Origin of the sequence: Streptomyces sp. MMG1533, assembly GCF_001279775.1 — a bacterium.
Lineage (GTDB): Bacteria > Actinomycetota > Actinomycetes > Streptomycetales > Streptomycetaceae > Streptomyces.
Map to the genome: position 1 here is coordinate 84,417 of NZ_LGDG01000178.1, position 20,192 is coordinate 104,608.

The 20,192-nt window shown below is 71.9% G+C and carries 18 protein-coding genes and 1 tRNA gene; 9 read left to right on the plus strand and 10 right to left on the minus strand.

The window, feature by feature from the left end:
* Positions 1-13: 13 nt before the first annotated feature.
* Complete coding sequence (locus ADK57_RS18680; protein ID WP_053750610.1) at positions 14-1,831, minus strand: putative bifunctional diguanylate cyclase/phosphodiesterase; 1,818 nt, start codon at positions 1,829-1,831, stop codon at positions 14-16.
* A 312-nt stretch (positions 1,832-2,143) separates the two neighbouring features.
* On the opposite strand from ADK57_RS18680, the gene ADK57_RS18685 reads away from it, so the two are divergent.
* A complete protein-coding gene (locus ADK57_RS18685) occupies positions 2,144-3,406 on the plus strand; it encodes a M6 family metalloprotease domain-containing protein (protein WP_053750611.1) in 1,263 nt (420 codons plus the stop codon).
* Positions 3,407-3,478: 72 nt separating this feature from the next.
* On the opposite strand, the gene ADK57_RS18690 is transcribed toward ADK57_RS18685, so the two are convergent.
* From ADK57_RS18690 to ADK57_RS18715, 7 genes are all read right to left on the minus strand, one after another.
* A tRNA-Lys gene (locus ADK57_RS18690) sits at positions 3,479-3,552 on the minus strand.
* Positions 3,543-4,139 carry a bifunctional DNA primase/polymerase gene (locus tag ADK57_RS46555; protein ID WP_063785978.1) on the minus strand — a complete coding sequence of 199 codons (597 nt, stop codon included), beginning with the start codon at positions 4,137-4,139 and terminating at the stop codon, positions 3,543-3,545. Before ADK57_RS46555 ends, ADK57_RS18690 begins: the two co-directional genes overlap by 10 nt.
* Positions 4,140-4,309: 170 nt before the next feature.
* The gene (locus tag ADK57_RS18695) at positions 4,310-4,675 is read right to left on the minus strand and encodes a hypothetical protein (RefSeq protein ID WP_053750612.1); all 366 of its coding nucleotides are present in this window, start codon (positions 4,673-4,675) and stop codon (positions 4,310-4,312) included.
* Between the two features lie 254 nt (positions 4,676-4,929).
* Positions 4,930-6,261, minus strand: a complete 1,332-nt coding sequence (locus tag ADK57_RS18700; RefSeq protein ID WP_053750613.1) for an AAA domain-containing protein — start codon at positions 6,259-6,261, stop codon at positions 4,930-4,932.
* Positions 6,258-7,847 carry a hypothetical protein gene (locus ADK57_RS49975; RefSeq protein WP_053750614.1) on the minus strand — a complete coding sequence of 530 codons (1,590 nt, stop codon included), beginning with the start codon at positions 7,845-7,847 and terminating at the stop codon, positions 6,258-6,260. Before ADK57_RS49975 ends, ADK57_RS18700 begins: the two co-directional genes overlap by 4 nt.
* A complete protein-coding gene (locus tag ADK57_RS18710; RefSeq protein ID WP_053750615.1) occupies positions 7,838-8,998 on the minus strand; it encodes a hypothetical protein in 1,161 nt (386 codons plus the stop codon). The genes ADK57_RS49975 and ADK57_RS18710 overlap by 10 nt, the downstream gene beginning before the upstream one ends.
* Complete coding sequence (locus ADK57_RS18715) at positions 8,949-9,902, minus strand: phosphatase PAP2 family protein (RefSeq protein WP_053750616.1); 954 nt, start codon at positions 9,900-9,902, stop codon at positions 8,949-8,951. The genes ADK57_RS18710 and ADK57_RS18715 overlap by 50 nt, the downstream gene beginning before the upstream one ends.
* Before the next feature lie 205 nt (positions 9,903-10,107).
* On the opposite strand from ADK57_RS18715, the gene ADK57_RS18720 reads away from it, so the two are divergent.
* Positions 10,108-10,701 carry a histidine phosphatase family protein gene (locus ADK57_RS18720; RefSeq protein WP_053750632.1) on the plus strand — a complete coding sequence of 198 codons (594 nt, stop codon included), beginning with the start codon at positions 10,108-10,110 and terminating at the stop codon, positions 10,699-10,701.
* A 9-nt stretch (positions 10,702-10,710) separates the two neighbouring features.
* Here the strand turns inward: ADK57_RS18720 and ADK57_RS18725 are convergent, their stop codons facing one another.
* The gene (locus ADK57_RS18725) at positions 10,711-12,153 is read right to left on the minus strand and encodes a hypothetical protein (protein WP_053750617.1); all 1,443 of its coding nucleotides are present in this window, start codon (positions 12,151-12,153) and stop codon (positions 10,711-10,713) included.
* A 296-nt stretch (positions 12,154-12,449) separates the two neighbouring features.
* Between ADK57_RS18725 and ADK57_RS18730 the strand changes: the two genes are divergently transcribed.
* Both ADK57_RS18730 and ADK57_RS18735 read left to right on the plus strand, forming a co-directional pair.
* Positions 12,450-12,866, plus strand: coding sequence for a hypothetical protein (locus ADK57_RS18730; protein WP_053750633.1), 417 nt, complete (start codon positions 12,450-12,452; stop codon positions 12,864-12,866).
* A gap of 168 nt (positions 12,867-13,034) precedes the next feature.
* The gene (locus ADK57_RS18735; RefSeq protein WP_053750618.1) at positions 13,035-13,901 is read left to right on the plus strand and encodes a spermidine synthase; all 867 of its coding nucleotides are present in this window, start codon (positions 13,035-13,037) and stop codon (positions 13,899-13,901) included.
* 6 nt (positions 13,902-13,907) lie between these two features.
* Here ADK57_RS18735 and ADK57_RS18740 read toward each other — a convergent pair whose 3' ends face one another.
* Positions 13,908-14,423 (minus strand): hypothetical protein, encoded by a 516-nt coding sequence (locus ADK57_RS18740; RefSeq protein ID WP_053750619.1) that lies wholly within the window; start codon positions 14,421-14,423, stop codon positions 13,908-13,910.
* Between the two features lie 122 nt (positions 14,424-14,545).
* On the opposite strand from ADK57_RS18740, the gene ADK57_RS18745 reads away from it, so the two are divergent.
* The 5 genes from ADK57_RS18745 to ADK57_RS18765 all read left to right on the plus strand — a co-directional run.
* Entirely contained in the window at positions 14,546-15,250 is a 705-nt protein-coding gene (locus tag ADK57_RS18745) for a response regulator transcription factor (RefSeq protein WP_053750620.1), read from the plus strand.
* Entirely contained in the window at positions 15,247-16,656 is a 1,410-nt protein-coding gene (locus ADK57_RS18750) for a sensor histidine kinase (protein WP_053750621.1), read from the plus strand. The genes ADK57_RS18745 and ADK57_RS18750 overlap by 4 nt, the downstream gene beginning before the upstream one ends.
* Before the next feature lie 107 nt (positions 16,657-16,763).
* Entirely contained in the window at positions 16,764-18,200 is a 1,437-nt protein-coding gene (locus ADK57_RS18755; RefSeq protein ID WP_053750622.1) for a cellulose binding domain-containing protein, read from the plus strand.
* A gap of 181 nt (positions 18,201-18,381) precedes the next feature.
* A complete protein-coding gene (locus tag ADK57_RS18760) occupies positions 18,382-19,695 on the plus strand; it encodes an ABC transporter substrate-binding protein (RefSeq protein WP_053750634.1) in 1,314 nt (437 codons plus the stop codon).
* Between the two features lie 20 nt (positions 19,696-19,715).
* The coding region (locus tag ADK57_RS18765) for a carbohydrate ABC transporter permease (RefSeq protein ID WP_199830616.1) at positions 19,716-20,192 on the plus strand (477 nt) is incomplete at its 3' end.

The following is a 20,192-nucleotide window of genomic DNA, read 5'->3' on the forward strand; positions in this document are numbered from 1 at the left end:
CCCGCGGCGCCCGTCACACCCGTACGTCCAACAATCCGGAGATACGATCCGGCGGCACCGGCCGCGAGTACAGCCACCCCTGGCCGGTGTCGCACCCGATCCGCCGCAGCCGGGACGCCTGCGCGGACGTCTCCACGCACTCCGCGGTGACGGTCAGGCCGAGCCGGTGGGCGAGCTGGATCATCGCCTCGACGACGACCTCGTCGGCCGGGTTCGGGGGGACGCCCTCGCCCTCGTACTGGAAGCCGCGTACGAAGGACCCGTCCAGCTTCAGCACCGACACCGGGAGCCGGCTCAGATAGGCCAGGTTCGAGTAGCCGGTGCCGAAGTCGTCGATCGCGATGCCCACGCCCATGTCGCTGAGCGCCTGGAGGGCTTGCAACGGGCGCCCTGCCGAGCCCATCACCGCCGACTCCGTCAGCTCCAGCTGCAACAGATGCGGCTCCAGCCCCGTCTCCGCCAGGATCTCCGCGACATCCGCGACCAGATCCGAGTCCCAGACCTGACGCACCGCCACGTTCACGCTCACGAAGATCGGCGGCTCGTCGGGATGGTCCAGCTGCCACTGCCGCGCCTGGCGGCAGGCCGTGGCGAGGACCCAGCGGCCGAGCTGCACGATCGAGCCGTCCTCCTCGGCCAGTCCGATGAACCGATTCGGCGTCAGCATTCCGAACTGCGGGTGATTCCAGCGCACCAGGGCCTCGACGCCCCGCAGCCGGCCGTCCTCCATGCACACCAGCGGCTGGTACTCCAGGACGAACTCGTCGCGGTCGACGGCCGGGCGGAGCGTGGAGGCGAGAGCCTGGCGGGTCATGCGGTGGGCGTTGCGCTCCGGGTCGAAGAGGGTCCAGCGGGCCTTGCCGTCGGCCTTCGCCCAGTACAGCGTGGTGTCGGCGGCCTGCATCAGACCGGTGGCCGAAGTCCCGGCCGCCTGGCGTTCCACCACGCCGATCGAGGCCGACACCGACATCCGCCGACCGGAGAGGTCGAAGGGGGCCTGCACCGCCTCCAGTACGGCCTCGGCGAGATCGGCGAGCTGCTCGGTGCCGGTGGAGTCCTCGACGAGCAGGGCGAACTCGTCCCCGCCGAGCCGGGCGACCAGCGGGGCGGTGGCCCGGCCGTGGCCCGCCTCGTCCGCGCAGCGCGTGAGGCGTTCGGCGACGGCGGCCAGCAGCCGGTCGCCGACCCGGTGGCCGAGGGTGTCGTTGACGGCCTTGAAGCCGTCCAGGTCCAGGTAGCACAGCCCGATCCGGCCGGTGCCGCTCCGCTCGTACGACTCCGCCTCCAGCGCGGCCGAAAGGCGTTCGAAGAACAGGGTGCGGTTGGGCAGCCGGGTCACCGGGTCGTGCATCTGCAAGTGCCGCAGCCGCGCCTGGAGTTCACGGCGGGCGCTGATGTCGGCGACCGACAGCAGGACCCCCGGTTCGTTCTCCGCCAGGGGAACGACGGTGACCTGCACCCACAGGGAGTGCCCGTCGGGGTGTTTGAGGCGGCGCGTGCAGCGCAGTTTCGCCTGGCGGCCGCGCAGCACCTCGCGGTAGGCGTGCCAGGTACGGGCGTCCGAGGCGAGGTCCACCAGATCGGCGGCGAGCCGGCCGGTCAGCGACTCGGAGGCGCCGAGCAGGGTGTCGAACATGTCGTTGGCGTCGACCACCAGGCCCTCGCGATCGACGACCGCCATCGCGAGTGGCGCGGCGCCGAACGCCGAGCGGTAGGACACCGCGTCGTACGACGCGGTCTCGATACCGGGAGACGTGCGGACATCACTCTCTGTTACGACTGACCCGTCGAGGTCTGCCGCGGCCGTCGGCCCTTCGGACGTTCCGCTCACCGCTTGCTCCCGCAGTGCACTCGATCGCTGTCCGCCAGGAAAGTGTGCCGATCATAGAGGCTGGCCCCAGGCCCTTCCAGCCACAGACCAGTGTCCCGGACCAACAGGCCCTTCTGCCAGATCGTTTCTGCATGCGTCTGGACGGGTCCTTTAGGCGCCTGACCAGTTGTGACGTTCCGTGAGCGATTCGGGGGTGTCGGTCCTGAGGGTTCTTCGGCCTTCTCACTCGTCTGGTGCAGACAAACAGGGCGTAGTACGACAATAACCAGCAATCTGGGTGCGGTGTCCCGTGAACCGTACCCGGAGGTCCCTGTGCCGCGTCCGTTCCCGCGTCCCCGACTGCGCAGTACCGCGGCCGTGTTCACGACGTTGTCGGCGCTCGCCGCGACCTCCCTCGTGACCGGGCCCTCGGTCGCCGAACCGTTCGCGGGCACGCCGTGCGCCCTCCAGCGCACGGAGGCCCACCACTCGGAGGGCGTGGACACCTGGAACGCCGCCTATCCGCGCCCGGCCCGCTCGCTGGACGCGGTGATGGTCTTCCTGTCCTTCCCGGACTCCGTCCCGCTGACCACCCCGGCCGAGCTGACCGCCGACCACTTCCCGGCCACCAGCCGCTTCTTCGAGCGCGCCTCCTACGGCAGGTTCACCCTGCGCGCGCACCCGCTCCGCCACTGGATCCGGATGCCCCGCCCCTCGACGTCGTACGCCATAAAGCGCGACTGGAACGCCGCCCACCGCGCCGCCTATCTGCGCGACGCGCTCGCCGCGGCCGACGGGCAGGTCGACTTCTCGCGCCACGACGTCGTGTACCTCGTCGCCGATCCGGACGCGCCCGGCGTGGACTCCGACGCGACGAAGGTCGTCAACCTCGACTCCCCGCTGCGGGCCGACGGCACCGACATCCGTCGGGTCGTCACGGTGTTCGAGCAGCATCCGCCGGACCGGCTGGTGCTGGCCCACGAGACCGGGCACGTCTTCGACCTGCCCGACCTCTACCACCGCCCGGTGGACGGCAAGGGCGACTGGGACACCTTTGTCGGCGACTGGGACCTGATGGGCAGCCAGTTCGCGCTGGCGCCGGACCTGTTCGGCTGGCACAAGTGGAAGCTCGGGTGGCTGAAGCCCCGACAGGTGGCGTGCGTACGGGGAGCCGGGCCGACCCGGCTGACGCTGGAGCCGCTCGGCGCGGGCCCCGGCGTCCCGGCCGTGGGTGCCGCCGGGGCACCGGCCTTCGGGCTGGGCAGCGGGACCAAGCTGGCGGTCGTGCGCACCGGGGCCGACAGCGCTCTTGCCTTCGAGGCGCGCGGGCCCGTCGGCAACGACGCGGAGGTCTGCCGGCCGGGCATCCTCGTCTACCGGGTGCGCAGCGGCGCCGCGTCCGGCGGCGGACCGGTCGAGGTGATCGACGCCCACCCCCGCAGCGAGGCCTGCTGGGAGACCTCGGTCTACCCGCCCCTCGCGGACGCCCCGATCGGTCTCGGTGAGAGCTTCACGGTGCCGGGCGAGGACGTCAGGGTCGAGGTGGAGGGGCGGACGGTCTCGGGGGCGTGGACGGTGAAGATCACGAACGGATAAGCGCTCGTCCGGTTCCCTTTTCGGCGATACGAGAAAGGCCCCTCGCTTTCGCGAGAGGCCTTTTCGTGTCTGTGCGCCGCCAGGGACTCGAACCCCGGACCCGCTGATTAAGAGTCAGCTGCTCTAACCAACTGAGCTAGCGGCGCCTGCTGACGTCGTAGACCTTAGCATCCTGATCGGCCGGGGGAAAAATCGATATCCGCACGGCCGCGCGGGCCGCTCGTACGGCCGCCCAGAGCAGGATCTCGGGGCCCGGCAGCCAGGGGCGACGGGTGTCCGGGGCGACCAGCCAGCGGCAGCCGGACGGGGTGGCGGAGCCGACGGCGGCCATCGGTGCGGGGACGGTCACCGCGTCGCCGGTGCCGTGGCACAGCAGCGGCGGGATGGCTCCCGTACGCCCGAACTCCTCCCAGTGCAGGAGCGAGGGCAGCCGCTGTGCCGTGCCGGGCGCGGCGAACAGCAGCATTCGGCCCCGGAACGCCGCGACCGGCCCCGACCCGGGGCCCTCGTCCCACAGCCGGTCGAGCATCCGGCGCCCGAAGATCGCGGGCGCGCCGACGACGTCGAAGGCGGTGCCGCAGGGCAGGACGACCGGGGCGTCGGGCCGCTCGTCCCAGAGCGCGAGGGTGCTGCGCGGATACGTTCCCGCCGAGGCGAGCCAGGCGGCTCCGTCCGGGGTGACCCCCGAGACGTCGAAGCGGTCGGAGACGGTCTCTTGGCGTGTGCTGCTCATGCCGACAACATCTACTCGGCGTGAGCATTCCGTCTCCCAGGGTTGCCGGAAATCGGGACGGGCTGGGGTGCGAAGGGGTATCTTGCCCGCCCGGCATATGCCATGCGGTGCATGCCCCGCGTGCCGCATCCCGCTGCCGCATCCCGGGTGCGGCTCGGTGGCTCCGCGGCTCACACCGGGTCGGCGTGTCCCGGTCCCTCGGCGCCCCGCAGCAGATCCCGGCCGAACTCGACCATCTTCTTCGCGTAGTCCTCGGTCCACTCGGCCCGCGCGGCGATGTCCGCCGGCGTCAGCCGGTCGAAGCGGCGCGGGTCGGCCAGCTGGGCCGCCGCCATCGCCTGGAACTCCACGGCACGGTCGGTCGCCGCGCGGAACGCGAGCGTCAGCTCCGTCGCGCGGACCAGCAGGGCGCGGGGGTCGTCGATCGACTCCAGATCGAAGAAGTGCTCCGGGTCGTCGGCGACCTGCGCGGGCTCGAAGAGCAGGGGCGCGGGGCGTAGCCGCGGTTCGTTCCGACGCGGCGTGGGCTCCGCCATGTCTTCTCCTCCTCGTAGTCACGGTTGACCCGTCGGTGGGTGGGCCACCGTCCATTGTCCCGCGCCCGCGCAAGAGGGCCGGGACCCGCCAGGAGTCTCAAGGTCTCCAGGCCAGGCGATGTTCCCCGAGCTGCGCAGGCACCGCGTGGTTCGCCTCCCGGCCGTCCGGGCCGTGTTCATCGGCGCTTCCGGCGGCGTGTCGGACTTCGTCCGGCGATCGGTGGCGTGGCAGTCGTCGGTGTCGATTGTGCCGGTCACGGTCGCCAGGCCACCCTGTGCTCCGCCAGATGCGCCAGCACCGCATGGTTCGCCTCCCAGCCGTCGGGGAACTTCACGAGCGTTCCCAGCTGGACCGGTTCCGTCGACGGGTAGTCGTCCAGCAGGTCGGTCACCCCCTCGCGGCACACCACGATGCAGGCGTGCCGGTGCCGGGAGGCCAGGACGCACAGGCGGCCCGTCTCCAGGTGGAACGCGGTGGCGTCGGGGCGGCCGGAGAGCGGGTGCAGGACGACCGTGACGTCGTACTCGCGGCCCTGGAGGCGGTTCGCGGTGTCGACGGTGACGTCCGTGACGCCCAGCTCGGCCAGGGCCGCGCGGACCGCCGCCGCCTGGTCCCGGTGCGCCGTGCCGACGGCGATCCGGTCGGCGGTCAGGGGCGTGGGGTCGGGGGAGCGCTCCGACGTGGCCGCGCCACCCCGGTCGAGCAGACGTCGTACGACCGTCGCCACGGCCCGTACCGCCTCGGGATCCGTCCGTGGGGTGTGCCGCGCGGGCAGCTCCAGCAGGCCCCAGCCGGACTCGGCCGCCTCGTCGATCACCCGGTCGGGGCCGGAACCGTCCGCCGGGACGGCGAAGGCGAGCCGCCGGTCGCCGTGGTCCGTGCCGCTGCGGAAGGGCGTGTACGGGTAGAAGGCGTCGGAGACGAGGGGTGCGGCCGACGCCGGGAGCCGCCAGGACACCGGCAGGCGGTGCTGCGGCAGCTCGGGGTTGTGGGCGAGCAGGGTGGTCACGGCGGAGGCCGAGGGGTCGTACGACAGGCCCGCCCACTGTTCGCTGCCCACGATCGCGAACGGGTCCAGCTGGCCCGGGTCGCCCACGAACAGGGCCCGCTCGAAGAGCCCGGCCACGGCGAGCAGTGCGTCCGAACGCATCTGGTAGGCCTCGTCGACGATGGCGTGTCGCCACGGCACGTCGACCTTGACGTGCCCCCACTTGGCGGCCGTGGAGATCACGACCGCGAGCCCGGTGAGGTCACCCGCCTTCGCCGACTTCCGTACGTTCACAAGGTCGTCGAGCGCCTTGTCGTACGGGTCGGCGTCACTGCTGTGCAGGCGGCCGACCGGCAGGTCGGGGTTCTTCTCGGCGAGTCTGAGCACCAGGTCGTCGACCTGGGCGTTGGTCTGCGCGACCACCATCAACGGGCGCCCCGCGTCGGCCAGTTCCAGCGCCGCGCGTACGACGAGCGTGGACTTGCCGGCGCCCGGCGGGGAGTCGACGACGACACCGCGCGCCGAGCCGTGCAGGGTGTCGTGGAGGATCGCCTCGGTGGCGCGGGATGCCTCGGCGCCGGGATCGAAGGCGGTCACAGGACGTCCTCCTCGGTCACCGGGTCGGGAGCCGGTGTCGTCGGCTCGCCGGGCGGCCCGCCGTGCGTCCACGGGGTGTCTTCCGGGTCGGGCAGCTTCGCCCCGCCCCGCTGCTCGTGCTCGAAGAGCGTGAAGCAGACCTGGTCGCCCTTCTCGGGCACGGAACCGGCCTCGGGCTCCTTGCCGCGGCCCATCTTGTCGACGATCCGCAGGACGAGCAGATCCTCCGCCTCCTGGCCCACGAACTCGGCGGCCTGCGGTTTCCCGCCCAGCGCGCGGTACACCTTCACTCGCTCCCCGAGATGCGGCCGGTCGTCCGTCCGGACGGTCACCAACGGGCGCGGGCTCGGCCGCTTGCCCTCGCTGTACGCCATGACGACGTCCGTGACCTCGCCCGCGAACGCCTCCCCGGCCAGTCGTCGGCCCGCCATCACCAGCGGGTCGTCGAGGGCTTCCTGCGCCTCCAGGCGGGCCTGTTCGCGCTCGCGCGCGGCGAGCTTGTTCGCGGCGGTGACCGCGTCGTCGCGGCGCGGCTGCGGGGGCTCGCCGGCCAGCACACGGTCGCGGTGGCCGGTGAACGACCAGCGATCGCGCGTCCACCGCTCCTCGACGTGCGCCCCCTCGGGCAGCTCCCGCAGCAGCTCCAGGCCGCGCCACACCGCGTCCCAGGTGGGGCGGGTCCGGCTCTCGACCAGGGCGCGGATCTCCCGCTCGGCGGCGGTGAGCACGCCGAGCCGGTCGTCGGCTTCGAGTCCGTCCTCGGCGGCGGAGAGGGCGATGCGGGCGCGGTCGTAGCGCTCGAAGGCGGGGGCGAGCAGTTTGTTGTCGAACGCCGGGTCCGTGGCCGGCCCGGCGGGCGGGCACAGCAGCTGGCCCTGGGTGTCCCGCACCAGCTCGGCCCGAAGGGCCGCATCGGCGCCGGACATCCCCTCCGGCGGGTCGATCCAGGCGAGCAGCGCGCCCAGGTGCTGGTCCTCCAGGGTGGACTGGCCGGTGGCCCAGTGCCGGGCCAGCACGTCGGTCATGGCCAGCAGCAGCGAGGAGCCGGGCACGCGGGCGCGCTCCCCGAAGTGGGTCAGCCAGCGGCCGAGCAACGGCAGCCGGGGCGGCGCGGGGTACGGGGTCTCCGGATCCTGTTCCGCCGTACGCCTGAAGCGCATGGAACGCCCGAGGAGCCGTACCAACTCCACGCCCGCGCGGCTCGGCACGATCAGCTGTGGGGCGTCCGTGCACAGCTCGACCTCGACCTTGACCCGCTTGCCGGTCTCCGGGTCGGTCTCGGTGCGCTCGGCGGCCTCGACGGACTCGGCGTACGCGTCGACGTACGGCAGGACGACGTCGGCCAGCTCCGCCAGGAACGCGAACCTGAGGTCACGGTCGCGCGGCTGCGGTACGACCAGCAGCTGCGGGGCGTCCCGGTCGGTCCCCACCAGCGCGCCGAGCGGGGCACCGGCCTCACCCGCGGTGGTGAGCGGCACGAGGACGAGGGGGTGCCCGGACAGCCGCCGGTGCCGGACGGTGGCGGCGGGCTGGGCGCGGCCGGTGCTGACGGCCTCGAGGCGGGCCAGGGTGGAGATCAGCGACATGCGGCCACTCCCCGACCGAGGGCCTCTGCCCTCAGCTCGGCCGCCCTTCTGAGCGCCGCCACCGCCGGATCGTCCGGATCCCCGGTCTCCCCGCGGGCCGCCGCCAGCACGTCCTCGACCGTCGTCAGACCGCCGAGTTCGGCGCGCACCGAGCGGCCGAGGGAGGTCACCGCCCCGTCCGTGCGGGAGCGGTCCCGGCAGTGGAAGGCCAGCTCGCACGCGGACAGGCACTCGGGCGCGTACGTCGCCGGGACCGCCTCGACGGCCGCCGTCAGCTCGCCCGCGGGCAGGTCGGGGGAGAAGCAGACGCCCTCGGGGAGGGCGTCTGCGATGTCCTGGACGCGGGTGAGGCGGGCCAGCTGACGGGCGGTCACCGCGCGCTGCTTGCGGACGTCGACGGCGGACGCGGTGGCGAGGTTGGAGAAGTCCTTCGGGCAGACCAGGAGGACGTGGTGACGCACGCGCGGGGGCGGGGCGCTGTCCTGGGCGCGCTCCTTCGGCTCCGCGCCGAGACGGGCGGCGACCTCCTCCAGCGCCAGCACGTACACCGCGGCCTGCCGGGCGGCGGCGCCCACCTTCGCCGGGTCGGCCGAACCGTCCAGCATGGGGAAGGACTTGATCTCCACGACCGTCCAGCTGCCGTCCGGGTGCACGACCACCGCGTCCGGCTCCAGGAAGGCGGGCGAACCGGCGACGTCGAGCGCCAGCATCGGGTGGTCGAGGAGCGTCCAGCCGCCGGTCGCGGTGGCGTCGCGCAGGGCGAGGACCGTACGGGCGGTGCGGCCCTCGGGGCCGATCGCGGTCAGCTCGGGCACCTCGGCGTCCGACGGCGGCTCGGCCCTGCGGTCCAGCTTCTCGTGCACCAGCCGCAGCAGTTCCGCGCCGCCGTCCGCCTTGACCCGCGCTTCGAACGCGTTGCCCCGGGTCAGGGCGAACTGCGACTGGCCGAAGGCGGACGGCGAGCCCAGCGCGTCCGCCAGCGCCGCCTTGTTCACCCCGGCGCCGTCCAGGATCGCCCGCCGCCTGCAGCCGGGGTTGGCGGCGAGTGCCGCAAGAGCGCGCGCGTCCAGCGCCTTGGCCGGTACCTCGGGGCCGCGCAGCTCAGCGAGCCGCTGCCGCAGCCCCGTCTCCCGCGTCCGTGGGAGAGGCACTCGGCTCGGCTCCGCCTGCGAACTGGGACTCGCGCTGCCGTGGAATGTGCTCACCCGCGGAAGTCTGGCATCCGTCACTGACAATTGAGGCGGGTGCGCCCCCAGAGCCCGACGCGACAGCCGCGAACCGGACCCGCATCGGCGCCATGACCCGCTGCGAGTAGCGCATGACGACCGGCGCGAGGAGCAGCCCGACCCCCATCACCGCAGCCCCCGCGACCGCGTCGAGGAAGTAGTGGTTGGCGGTACCCATCACGACGATCGTGGTCACCAGCGGATAGCCGACACCGGCGACCTTCGCGGTACGCGTCCTGCCGTACATCCACAGCATCACGCCGCACCACAGCGCCCAGCCCACGTGCAGGCTCGGCATGGCGGCGTACTGGTTGGTCATTCCGCCCATGCCCCGCGGGGCGCTCGCCTCGCCGCCCCACCAGCCGTACGAGCTGTACTGGGCCATCGTGTCGACGAAGCCGTGGCCCGAGGAGAGCAGCCGGGGCGGGCAGGTCGGGAGCAGGGTGAAGCCGATCAGACCGATGAAGGTGGACGTCATCAGCCAGGTGCGGGCCATGCGGTAGTGCAGGGCGCGGGACCTGAACAGCCAGACCAGGATCGCGGGCGTGACCAGATAGTGCAGCGACGCGTACCAGAAGTCGGCCGGGACGCCTATCCACGCCTCGGTCGTGAAGAGCCGGTTGAGCGGGTGCTCGGCGTTGATGTGCAGGAACTTCTCGACGCGCAGGATCGCCAGACCGTGGTCGACGGCACTCGTGACGTCACCCCGGACGAGGAGCCGGCCGGCGGAGTAGCAGGCGTACACCAGCACGATCAGCGGCAGCTCGGTCCACCAGCGCAGCCGGGGTCGTGGGGCCACCTCGATGCCCGGTGTCTCGGTCTGCGGCATCCGATCGCCCTCCCCCTTCGTCTCGCGGCGTCCGGTGTCTCTGCCCGGTCGTGCCACTTTACGGCGTATGCGCGCGCCGCCGTGGCACGCCCCCGGCCCTCAAAGACGCAGAGATCGCCCGCCGGGTTGCCCTGAGGTCCGCCCCGTCCCAGCGTGCGCGATGATGGAGGACCCCGCCTCTCATTTCTCCCGGAAGGGTCTCTTCATGGCACCGCGCATCCTGCTGGCCCGGCACGGACAGACGGAGTGGTCGCTGTCCGGCAAGCACACCGGCAGGACCGACGTACCGCTCCTCGAAGAGGGCCGGCGCGGCGCCAAACTGCTCGGCGAGCGTCTGCACCGGGCGCCGTTCGACGGTCTCGCCGGGGTCGAGGTGCGCACCAGCCCGCTGGCCCGCGCGCGTGAGACGTGCGGACTGGCCGGATTCGGGGAGCGCGCGAGCACCTGGGACACGCTCATGGAGTGGGACTACGGCTCCTACGAGGGGATGACCCCGCAGGAGATCCAGGACATCCGGCCCGGCTGGCTCATCTGGCGCGACGGCGTGCCCAAGGGCGAGTCGCTCGCCGAGGTGACCGCCCGCGCGGACGAGGTGGTGGCCTGGGCCCGCGCGGAGGACCGGGACGTCCTGGTGTTCGCGCACGGGCACATACTCCGGTCCATCGGTGCGAGGTGGCTGGGGCTGCCGATCGATTTCGCGGCGCGGATCAGGCTCAACCCGACGTCCTTGTCGGTGCTCGGGTGGGCTTACGGGGAGCCTGCGATCGAGAGCTGGAACGACCTGGGACACCTCTCCTAGGCACTCCGCTCATGCGATGCGCGGCAGGCTCGCGTGCCGTTCCAGGAATGTCGACACCCCCGACGCCCGCCGGTGCGGCAGCAGCACTCTCGCCGTGCCCGCGAGCATCGTCTGGATCCTGGACGACTGGACCTGGCCCAGCAGGTCCAGCACTCGCATCCCGGCCGCCGCGGCCTCGTCGGGACGTCCCCCGCGCGCGAGGTCGTCCGCCAGCTCCGCCGTATAGAGGGCGATGTTCCGGGTGAAGTGCGGGTCCTGGAGCTGAGCCGCACGGGCCGCGTGCCGGGCCGCGCGCCGCCAGTCCCCGAGCGTCGACCAGCACTGCGCCTCCAGCCCCTCCAGCTCGGCCTCTCCGTAGAAGCTCATCCACTCGGGGTCGGCGTCCGAGTGGCCTCGCTCGAAGAGAGCCTGTGCGCGGGCGAGCGCCTGTTCGCAACCGGTGCGGTCGGCGAGCCCGGCCCAGCCGCCCGCCTCGCGCAGCGCGAGCAGCGACATCAGTCGGGCGGAACCCAGCGGACGCCCGACGCGTTGCGCGGCCTGCGCGGCGCGCACCGCCTCGCGTGGCCGGCCCGCGTCCCGCGCGAGGAACGCCGTGTTGCAGAAGGCGTGCGCCTCGAGGCCAGGGTCACCGGTCATCCGGGCGGTCGCGAGCGCCTCCGCGTAGTGCGAGCGGGCGTCGTCGAAGCGGCCCGAGTCGTGGGCCAGCCAGCCCACCGAGATGGCCAGTTCACCGGCGCCCGAATGGAGCCGTTCGGCGGTCGTCTGCCGGGTCGTGTTGGCGTCGAGCAGGGCATAGGCGGCGCGCAGCGGGGCGGCCGCACGCCGGTAGAGGCCGTCCGCGCCGTGCCGGTCGTCGAGCAGCCGGATCCTGCGGACGGCCTCTTCGAGGGCGCCCGCCTCGCTCGTCCCGACGCGTCGGACGGGGCGTTCCGCGGCCGAGGCGTCGAAGGCGAGTGTCAAGGGGCCCAGCGAGGCGGCGGCCATCGTGGCGCCCCCGCTGGTCATGAATGCGCGACGCAGCACGTCGCTCTCCTCGTCGTTGTCGTGCGTCTCGTACGGGTCCTGCGTGTCATACGGCTCGTCCGCCCCCGGCGTCTCACCGGCGGTGTACGCCCGGATCGCGGCGCCTGAGGGGGTCGAGTCCTCGGGTGCGCGTGCCCCGCGTCCGCGTACGGACGAGCGGGGCGCGAACCCGAGGTCGGTGAGCGTGCGGCCGGGGAACATGTGCAGGAACACCCGTTCGTACGCATAGTTGGGACAGCGGATCTCACCCGCCTCGACCCGGCCGACATAGCGTGCGTCGCAGCTGACCCGCTCGCCGATCTCGCGGGCGGCCCGCCGTACCGCCGCGGCGAACTCGGCCGGTGAGCGCTGTCCGCGCAGCTGCCGGAACGCGACGTTCGGCCGCGGTGGTAGGGGGGACTGGGACGAGGTCACCATTGACGACGCCATGTTCGGGTCCTCTCGTGCGAACCGTCGAACCATGCCGGAACCAAGGTGGATTCACGGTGAGTTGTCCGTGTGGCTCCCCGTTTCCGGCGGGCAAGAACGTACCTGCTGTGTCGGACCCGCCATGCGGTGTTTGGCTACAAACCGGATATCTCATCCGAGATCTGCCATGAACTGCCATCCTTTGCGGCGGACTTCCTCCGTAGCCGTTGACACACGGGCGCGTTGAACCCTGCGGACCGGGAGCCGCCCGACTTCCGACCGTTCGTTGGAAGAGGGGTTCCGTGGTGGAGGCCGGCATGGAGACCAGACGCAGCGCCGATCTTGGTACGCCGTACACGTCCAGTGCCCCGGCCGCGCGTCCGGACGCCGCGTGCGATGTCGTCACGGTGCCGACCCGGCACGGGCTCGAGGCGGTCGACATCCTGCGGCGCGGGGCGGGCGACGACGCGATGGGGCCGGTGCTGCACGACGACGACTGCGACACGCTGGGTTTCGTGGTGCCGCGGGGGACCGCGGCCGGGTGGGACGTACCGGGCAGTACGTGTATGGAGACGGACGGGCGGGGGCTGCGGCTGAGCCCCGAGCCACCGGTGCAGGGCTCGGACTGGCTGCTGCCGCCGGGCGACGCGGACCTCGCGACGGATCCGACGGTGCTGCGGGCGGCGCTGGGGGAGGCGGCGCGGCTGATCGAGGCGGCGGACAACTGCCGGTGAGGTGTCTTCGGCGGTGAGCGGCACCGCGGCTGGGCGGGGGTGGGGTGCGCGGCCCGGCGCCACGATATGCCGCCCGCGCCCACCCTCCCCCCGCTCTCGGCTTCGCTCGGGCGGGGGACCCCCATCGCCCCAGCGGCACGACTGCCCGCGGATTGCGACAATGGCGCAATGGGAAAGTCCAGGAACCCCCGGCGCGGAAGCGGGGCCGCAGCCGTCGTCGAACCCGTGGACGGCGGGCTTGCCGAGCTCATACCCGATCGGGACCGGGCGCGGGCCTGGACGCTGTTCGTCGACGGGGCGCCGCAGTCGCACGTCGATCTCGACGACCCGGCGTACCTGTCCTTCGAGTACCAGCGGAGGCTCGGGCACGTCATCGACCTGGCCGCGCCGCCCGGCAAGCCCGTGCACGCCGTGCACCTCGGCGGCGGCGCGTTCACCCTCGCCCGTTACGTCGCCGCCACCCGCCCCCGCTCCACCCAGCAGGTCGTCGAGCGCGACGCGGCCCTCGTCCAACTGGTACGCCGGGAGCTGCCGTTGGACACGGGGGCCCGGATCCGGGTGCGTTCCGTCGACGCCCGCGAAGGTCTCGCCAAGGTGCCCGACGGCTGGGCCGACCTCGTCATCGCCGACGTGTTCAGCGGGGCCCGCACCCCGGCCCACCTCACCTCCACCGAGTTCCTCGACGAGGTCCGCCGGGCCCTGAAGCCGGGCGGTCTCTACGCCGCCAACCTCGCCGACGGACCGCCGCTCGCCCACCTGCGCGGCCAGATCGCCACCGCGGCCGCCCGCTTCCCGGAACTCGCACTGGTCGCCGACCCGACCGTCCTGCGCGGCAAGCGCTTCGGCAACGCGGTCCTCGTCGCCTGCGACCACCCGATCCCGATCGCCGAACTCACCCGCCGCGCGGCCTCCGACCCGCACCCGGGCCGCGTCGAACACGGCAGGCCGCTCACCGACTTCGCGGGCGGGGCCGTACCGGTGAGCGACGCGGCCGCGGTGGCCTCCCCGGCGCCGCCTGCATCCGTGTTCCGGTGACGTGACTCAGTAGTTCCCGATCTCCACCCGCGGCGGCCCGTCGTGCCAGGTGCAGAACACCGACACCCGGTCCGCGCCCGAGGAGAACTCCACCCGGATCCACGACTCCGTCTTCCACACCTGCATCGACCAGCCGGTGCCGGGCGTCGCCGACACCAGCGTCGCGGACGTCTCGCCGAGGTCGAACACCGCGCGGCCGCCGTCGGTGTCGTAGCTCTTGACCTGTCCGGACTCGGTGGGGGACGGGCTGGGATTCGTCGTCGGTGCCTTCGACGGGGGCCGCGTGGGAGTCGGGGACGGCCCCCGCGACGGGCTCTTCGACCGGGACGGCGTCGGCCGGTTCGTCGACGACGCCAGCGGCTTCGACTCCTGCGTGGTCGCGTCGGCCGCCGTGATGGGCAGGGCGCGCGGCGGGTCGTACGCCGTGCCCGCCATCACCGTGTGGACGCCCCACCACGACAGCGTGACCGCCGCGCCCGTGGCGAGCGTCCAAGCCAGAACGTGCATGAGTCCTCTGCGCATCGCGGGCCATACTGCCTCACGCGTCCCACGGATGTCGCCCGGTCCCGGCCCCGTTTCCCACAGGCGGGAAGTTGTCCACAGGCGCCGGATGAGGCTCCGCCGCATGGCGTACGGTGCGGCGCATGGCAAGTGTGCTCGTGGTCGAGGACGACCAGTTCGTACGCTCGGCGCTCATCCGGCATCTGACCGACGCCGCCCACACGGTGCGCAGCGTCGGCACTGCGCTGGAGGCGCTGCGCGAGGTCGCCCATTTCCGTTTCGACGTGGTGATCCTGGACCTCGGTCTGCCCGATCTCGACGGCTCCGAGGCCCTGAAGATGCTGCGCGGCATCACCGACGTCCCTGTGATCATCGCCACCGCCCGGGACGACGAGACGGAGATCGTCCGGCTGCTGAACGCGGGGGCGGACGACTACCTGACCAAGCCGTTCTCGGTCGACCACCTGTCGGCACGGATGGCCGCCGTCCTGCGACGGTCCCGCACCGCCGTCGGGGACGCCCAGCCGGAGAGCGTGCTGCGCGTCGGAGGCCTGACCGTCGACCCGCTGCGCCGCCAGGCCGAGTTGGACGGCGTACGACTGGACCTCACCCGACGCGAGTTCGACCTGCTCGCCTTCCTGGCCGGCCGGCCAGGTGTCGTCGTACCCCGCAAGGAGCTGCTGGCCGAGGTGTGGCAGCAGTCGTACGGCGACGACCAGACCATCGACGTCCATCTGTCATGGCTGCGTCGCAAGCTCGGCGAGACGGCGGCGAGTCCGCGCTATCTGCACACGCTTCGGGGCGTCGGCGTGAAGCTGGAGCCACCGGGATCGGAGCCGGCGCGATGAGATGGGCACTGGTCAAGGTCTCGCTGGCGGTCACCACCATGGTCGTGGTCGCCTTCGCGATCCCGCTCGGACTGGTCATCAAGGAGATGGCCCGCGACCGGGCCTTCTCCAACGCCGAACGACAGGCCGCGGCCGTCGCCCCCGCCCTGTCCATCACCACCGACCGCGACCAGTTGGAACGGGTCGTCGCCTCGGCCGGGTCGGACGCGGGCCTGGCCGTGCACATACCGGCGTCCGAAGGCGCCTCGGCCGTCGACCTCGGGCGCCGGCGCGCCGCCGACGGGGACATCGCGACCGTGCGGAAGCTGGGCCGGGCCTCCACCAGCGAGGTGCGCGGCGGCTCCACGCTGCTCCAGCCGGTCGCGCTGAGCTCCGGCAAGATCGCGGTCGTCGAGGTGTACGTCCCGGAGTCCGAGGTCAGCAACGGCGTCGCCACCGCCTGGGCGGTCCTCGCCGGGGTCGGTGTCGCGCTCGTCGTCGGCTCGGTCGCGGTCGCCGACCGGCTGGGCGTGCGGATGGTGCGGCCCGCCCGGCGCCTGGTCGAGGGCGCGCACGAACTGGGGGAGGGGAAGCTGGGCGCGAGGGTGCCGGAGGAGGGGCCGACCGAACTGCGGCTGGCGGCGGTCGCGTTCAACTCCATGGCCGACCAGGTCGTACAACTGCTCGCCAATGAGCGGGAGTTGGCTGCCGACCTCTCTCACCGGCTGCGGACACCGCTGACCGTGCTGCGGCTGAACGCGGCCTCGCTGGGGGACGGGCCGGCCGCCGAGCAGACGCGGCACGCGGTGGCCCAACTGGAGCGCGAGGTCGACACGATCATCCGGACCGCCCGGGACGCCAAGCCGCAGACCGCGGCGGCCGGACCCGGCGCCGGGTGCGACGCGGCCGAGGTCGTGCGGGAGCGCATGGCGTTCTGGTCGGCGCTCGCGGAGGACGAGGGCCGCAAGTGGCGGGTGGCCGGGGCCGACCGGCCGGTGCGGATACCCGTGGGCCGCCCGGACCTGGCCGCCGCCCTGGACGCCCTGCTCGGCAACGTCTTCCGGCACACCCCGGAGGGCACCGCCTTCGCGGTCGACCTGCACAACGGCGAGGACGCGGTGATCGTGCTGGTGTCCGACGCGGGGCCGGGCATACCCGACCCCGAGGCGGCGATGGCGCGCGGCCGGGGTTCGGGGAGCGCCGGGTCGACCGGGCTCGGCCTCGACATCGTGCGGCGGCTCGCGGAGGAGACGGGCGGGGACGTGCGGATCGGGTCGTCGGTGCTCGGCGGGACCGAGGTGCGGATCTGGATCCAGCTGGACGGGCGTGAGCGTGCGCCTCTCCGACGGGGGCACCGAGGCTCCGTACGACGCCGTCGCAGAGGCCGACTGGTCTCTACCTTTAACCGGTCCCGATCCCTTCCTTAAGCGCGCCCTAAGACCGCCAACCTCCGTCCTGATCAGGCCGTTTGTCCGATTCCGGATCGCTAGCGTGCTGCCGCACCCCACCCTCGAAGAGCGAAGGCAGACACGTGATGAGCACGCATCGGCGCAAGGTGAGCGGGAGAAGCAAGACGATCGGCGGGGCTGTCGCCGCTGCGGCGGTCGGCGGCGGCGCCATCCTGTTCAGCGGAACCGCCCAGGCGGCCGGAATCGGTGCCGCGTACACGAAGACCAGTGACTGGTCGACGGGTTACACCGCGCAGTACGTCGTCACGAACAACAGCGGCGCGGCGGAGAAGGACTGGACGCTGGAGTTCGACCTGCCGTCGGGGTCCACGCTCGGCTCCCTCTGGAACGGCGAGTCCCGTGTGACCGGGCAGCACGTCACCGTGACGCCGCCGAAGTGGGACACGGACGGGCTGGCCGCCGGCGAGGCGGTGACAGTCGGCTTCGTCGTGACCGGCACCGGGGCCCCGACCGGCTGCCTCATAGACGATGCCAAGTGCTCCGCGGACGACGGCGCGACCCCCGAGCCCAGCGGCCGCCCGACTCAAACCGCGACGCCGACGGCGACTCCCACGCAGAGCGCCACCACCACCGCCACCCCCTCCCAGAGCTCCGGCACCGGCACCGGCACCGACGCCGGCTTCGCCCCCTACGTCGACACCTCCCTCTACCCCGCCTTCGACCTGGTCGCGAGCGCCGGGGCGACCGGCGTGAAGCACTACAACCTCGCCTTCGTCACCGACGGCGGCGGCTGCACGCCGAAGTGGGGCGGGGTGACGGACCTGGCGAGTGACGCCGTGGCGGCCCAGATCGGCGCACTGCGGGCCGAGGGCGGTGACGTGCGGGTCTCCTTCGGCGGTGCCGCCGGGTCCGAGCTGGCCACGGCGTGCTCCTCGGCGGACGCCCTGGCGACGGCGTACGGGAAGGTCGTGGACGCGTACGGCCTCACCAAGGTCGACTTCGACGTCGAGGGCGGCGCGCTGCCGAACACGGCCGCGAACACGCGTCGGGCGCAGGCCGTCGCGAAGCTCCAGGAGCAGCACCCCGGCCTGGACGTCTCCTTCACCCTCCCGGTCATGCCCGAGGGCCTGACCCAGGACGGCGTGAACCTGCTCGCCGACGCGAAGGAGAACGGCGTCGCGGTCACCACCGTCAACATCATGGCGATGGACTACGGACCGGCGTACAGCGGCGACATGGGCACCTACGCCGAGCAGGCCGCGACCGCCACGCAGGCACAGATCAAGGGCGTGCTCGGACTGAGCGAAGGCGCTGCCTGGAAGGCCGTGGCCGTCACCCCGATGATCGGCGTGAACGACGTGACTTCGGAGATCTTCAAGGTCGACGACGCGACCCAGCTGGTGGCCTTCGCGAAGGCCAAGGGACTCGGCGGGCTGTCGATGTGGTCGGGGACCCGCGACAAGCAGTGCGCAGGCGGGGCCAAGGGCTACGCGGACGCCACGTGCAGCTCGATCATCCAGGACGAGTTCGCGTTCTCGAAGGCGTTCGCCGTCTACGAGTGATCCACTCCGGGGCGGGAGAGTTCGTGTCGATTACGTTTCGACAAATCGAGCCGACAGCTATTGACGTATGACCTGACATGGGGCTGTCATTGCGCCATCGTGTTCGGTCAAGTTGATTTCTGGTCGGTTTCGGCTGGATCTCATGCCCTCCGAGACCGAACCCTCCCGTCAGGAGCCGTACATGCGTGACCTCTCCCCCTCCGGTCTCTCCCTTCCCTCTCCCAGCCGCCGCACCCTGCTGCGCGGTATGGGCGGCGCGGCCCTGCTCGGCGCCGGAATACCCCTGCTGAGCGCCTGCGGCGGCAGCGGCACGTCCGCCGACCCGAAGACGGTCACACTCGGCTCCAACTCGTCGGACGCGGTGCCGAAGAAGGCGTTCGCGGAGATCTACACGGCCTTCACCAAGCAGTCCGGGATCAAGGTCGACGTCAACACCAAGGACCACAACACGTTCCAGGAGCAGATCAACTCGTATCTGCAGGGCACGCCGGACGACGTGTTCACCTGGTTCGCCGGCTACCGGATGCAGTTCTTCGCGGCGAAGAAGCTGGCCACCCCGATCGACGACGTGTGGGCGAAGATCGGCGCCAACTTCCCCGAGGCGATGCAGAAGCTCAGCAAGGGCGAGGACGGCAAGTACTACTTCGTGCCGCTGTACACGTACCCCTGGGCCCTCTTCTACCGGAAGAGTGTCTTCCAGCAGCACGGCTACGAGGTTCCGACCACCTGGGACCAGCTGGTCGCCCTGTGCAAGCAGATGAAGAAGGACGGCCTGGTCCCGATCGCCTTCGGCGACAAGGACGCGTGGCCCGCGATGGGCACCTTCGACCAGATCAACTTCCGCACCAACGGCTACGACTTCCACGTCGACCTGATGGCGGGCAAGGCCTCCTGGACCGACGCCAAGGTGAAGGCCGTCTTCGACCACTGGTCCGAGATCCTGCCCTACCACCAGGACGGCGCCGTCGGCCGCACCTGGCAGGACGCCGCGCAGACCCTGGTGTCGAAGAAGGCCGGCATGTATCTGCTGGGCACCTTCGTGGGCCAGCAGTTCACCAACAAGGCCGACCTCGACGACCTCGACTTCTTCGCCTTCCCGGAGATCGACCCGGCCTACGGTCAGGACACCGTGGAGGCGCCGACCGACGGCTTCATGCTCTCCAAGGCCCCCAAGAACGACTCGGGCGCGGCCAAGCTGCTGGAGTACCTGGGCACGCCGGAGGCCGAGCAGATCTACCTCAAGGCCGACTCCAGCGTGGTGGCCGCCTCGTCCAAGGCCGACACCTCCTCGTACACCGCGCTGCAGAAGAAGGCGTACGAGATGATCTCCGGCGCGAAGAGCCTGACGCAGTTCATGGACCGCGACAGCCGCCCGGACTTCACCTCCACGGTGATGCAGCCCGCGCTGCAGAACTTCGTCCGCAACCCCAAGAACGTCGACAGCATCTTGTCGTCCATCGAACGCCAGAAGAAGACGATCTTCGCGTCCGCGTGAGCGGGGCGAGTGAGAGCGACATGACGACGACGCCCACCAAGGACCAGGAGGCGGCCGCGCCGCCTCCTGGCCCCGCCTCCGTCAAGAGCCCCAAGAGGGCACCCGCGGGGCACAACCGCCTGCTCACCCGCCGCGACCGCATCACGCTCGGCCTGATGGCGGGCGTGCCGACGATCCTGCACGTCGCCCTGGTGTGGGTGACCGCGCTCGCCTCGATCGCGCTCGCCTTCACCACCTGGGACGGCATCGGCTTCGATTCCATCAAGTGGGTCGGGCTGGACAACTTCAAGCAGTTGTTCACCGACAACCCGCAGTTCTGGCCTGCCCTCCAGCACAACGTCATCTGGTTCGTCGTGCTCATCCTGATCCCGACCCCGCTCGGCCTGTTCCTGGCCGTACAGCTGGACAAGAAGATCCGCTTCAGCCGGGTCTACCAGACCGCGTTCTTCCTGCCGGTCGTGATGTCGCTGGCGGTCATCGGCTTCGTCTGGCAGCTG

What these genes read in the sequence shown, in the direction of transcription:
- ADK57_RS46555 (WP_063785978.1), bottom strand. Translation starts at nt 4,139, where the DNA reads ATGAGCAGCACACGCCAAGAGACCGTCTCCGACCGCTTCGACGTCTCG.
- ADK57_RS18695 (WP_053750612.1), bottom strand. Translation starts at nt 4,675, where the DNA reads ATGGCGGAGCCCACGCCGCGTCGGAACGAACCGCGGCTACGCCCCGCG.
- ADK57_RS49975 (WP_053750614.1), bottom strand. Translation starts at nt 7,847, where the DNA reads ATGTCGCTGATCTCCACCCTGGCCCGCCTCGAGGCCGTCAGCACCGGC.
- ADK57_RS18715 (WP_053750616.1), bottom strand. Translation starts at nt 9,902, where the DNA reads ATGCCGCAGACCGAGACACCGGGCATCGAGGTGGCCCCACGACCCCGG.
- ADK57_RS18720 (WP_053750632.1), top strand. Translation starts at nt 10,108, where the DNA reads ATGGCACCGCGCATCCTGCTGGCCCGGCACGGACAGACGGAGTGGTCG.
- ADK57_RS18725 (WP_053750617.1), bottom strand. Translation starts at nt 12,153, where the DNA reads ATGGCGTCGTCAATGGTGACCTCGTCCCAGTCCCCCCTACCACCGCGG.
- ADK57_RS18730 (WP_053750633.1), top strand. Translation starts at nt 12,450, where the DNA reads ATGGAGACCAGACGCAGCGCCGATCTTGGTACGCCGTACACGTCCAGT.
- ADK57_RS18735 (WP_053750618.1), top strand. Translation starts at nt 13,035, where the DNA reads ATGGGAAAGTCCAGGAACCCCCGGCGCGGAAGCGGGGCCGCAGCCGTC.
- ADK57_RS18740 (WP_053750619.1), bottom strand. Translation starts at nt 14,423, where the DNA reads ATGCGCAGAGGACTCATGCACGTTCTGGCTTGGACGCTCGCCACGGGC.
- ADK57_RS18745 (WP_053750620.1), top strand. Translation starts at nt 14,546, where the DNA reads ATGGCAAGTGTGCTCGTGGTCGAGGACGACCAGTTCGTACGCTCGGCG.
- ADK57_RS18750 (WP_053750621.1), top strand. Translation starts at nt 15,247, where the DNA reads ATGAGATGGGCACTGGTCAAGGTCTCGCTGGCGGTCACCACCATGGTC.
- ADK57_RS18755 (WP_053750622.1), top strand. Translation starts at nt 16,764, where the DNA reads ATGAGCACGCATCGGCGCAAGGTGAGCGGGAGAAGCAAGACGATCGGC.
- ADK57_RS18760 (WP_053750634.1), top strand. Translation starts at nt 18,382, where the DNA reads ATGCGTGACCTCTCCCCCTCCGGTCTCTCCCTTCCCTCTCCCAGCCGC.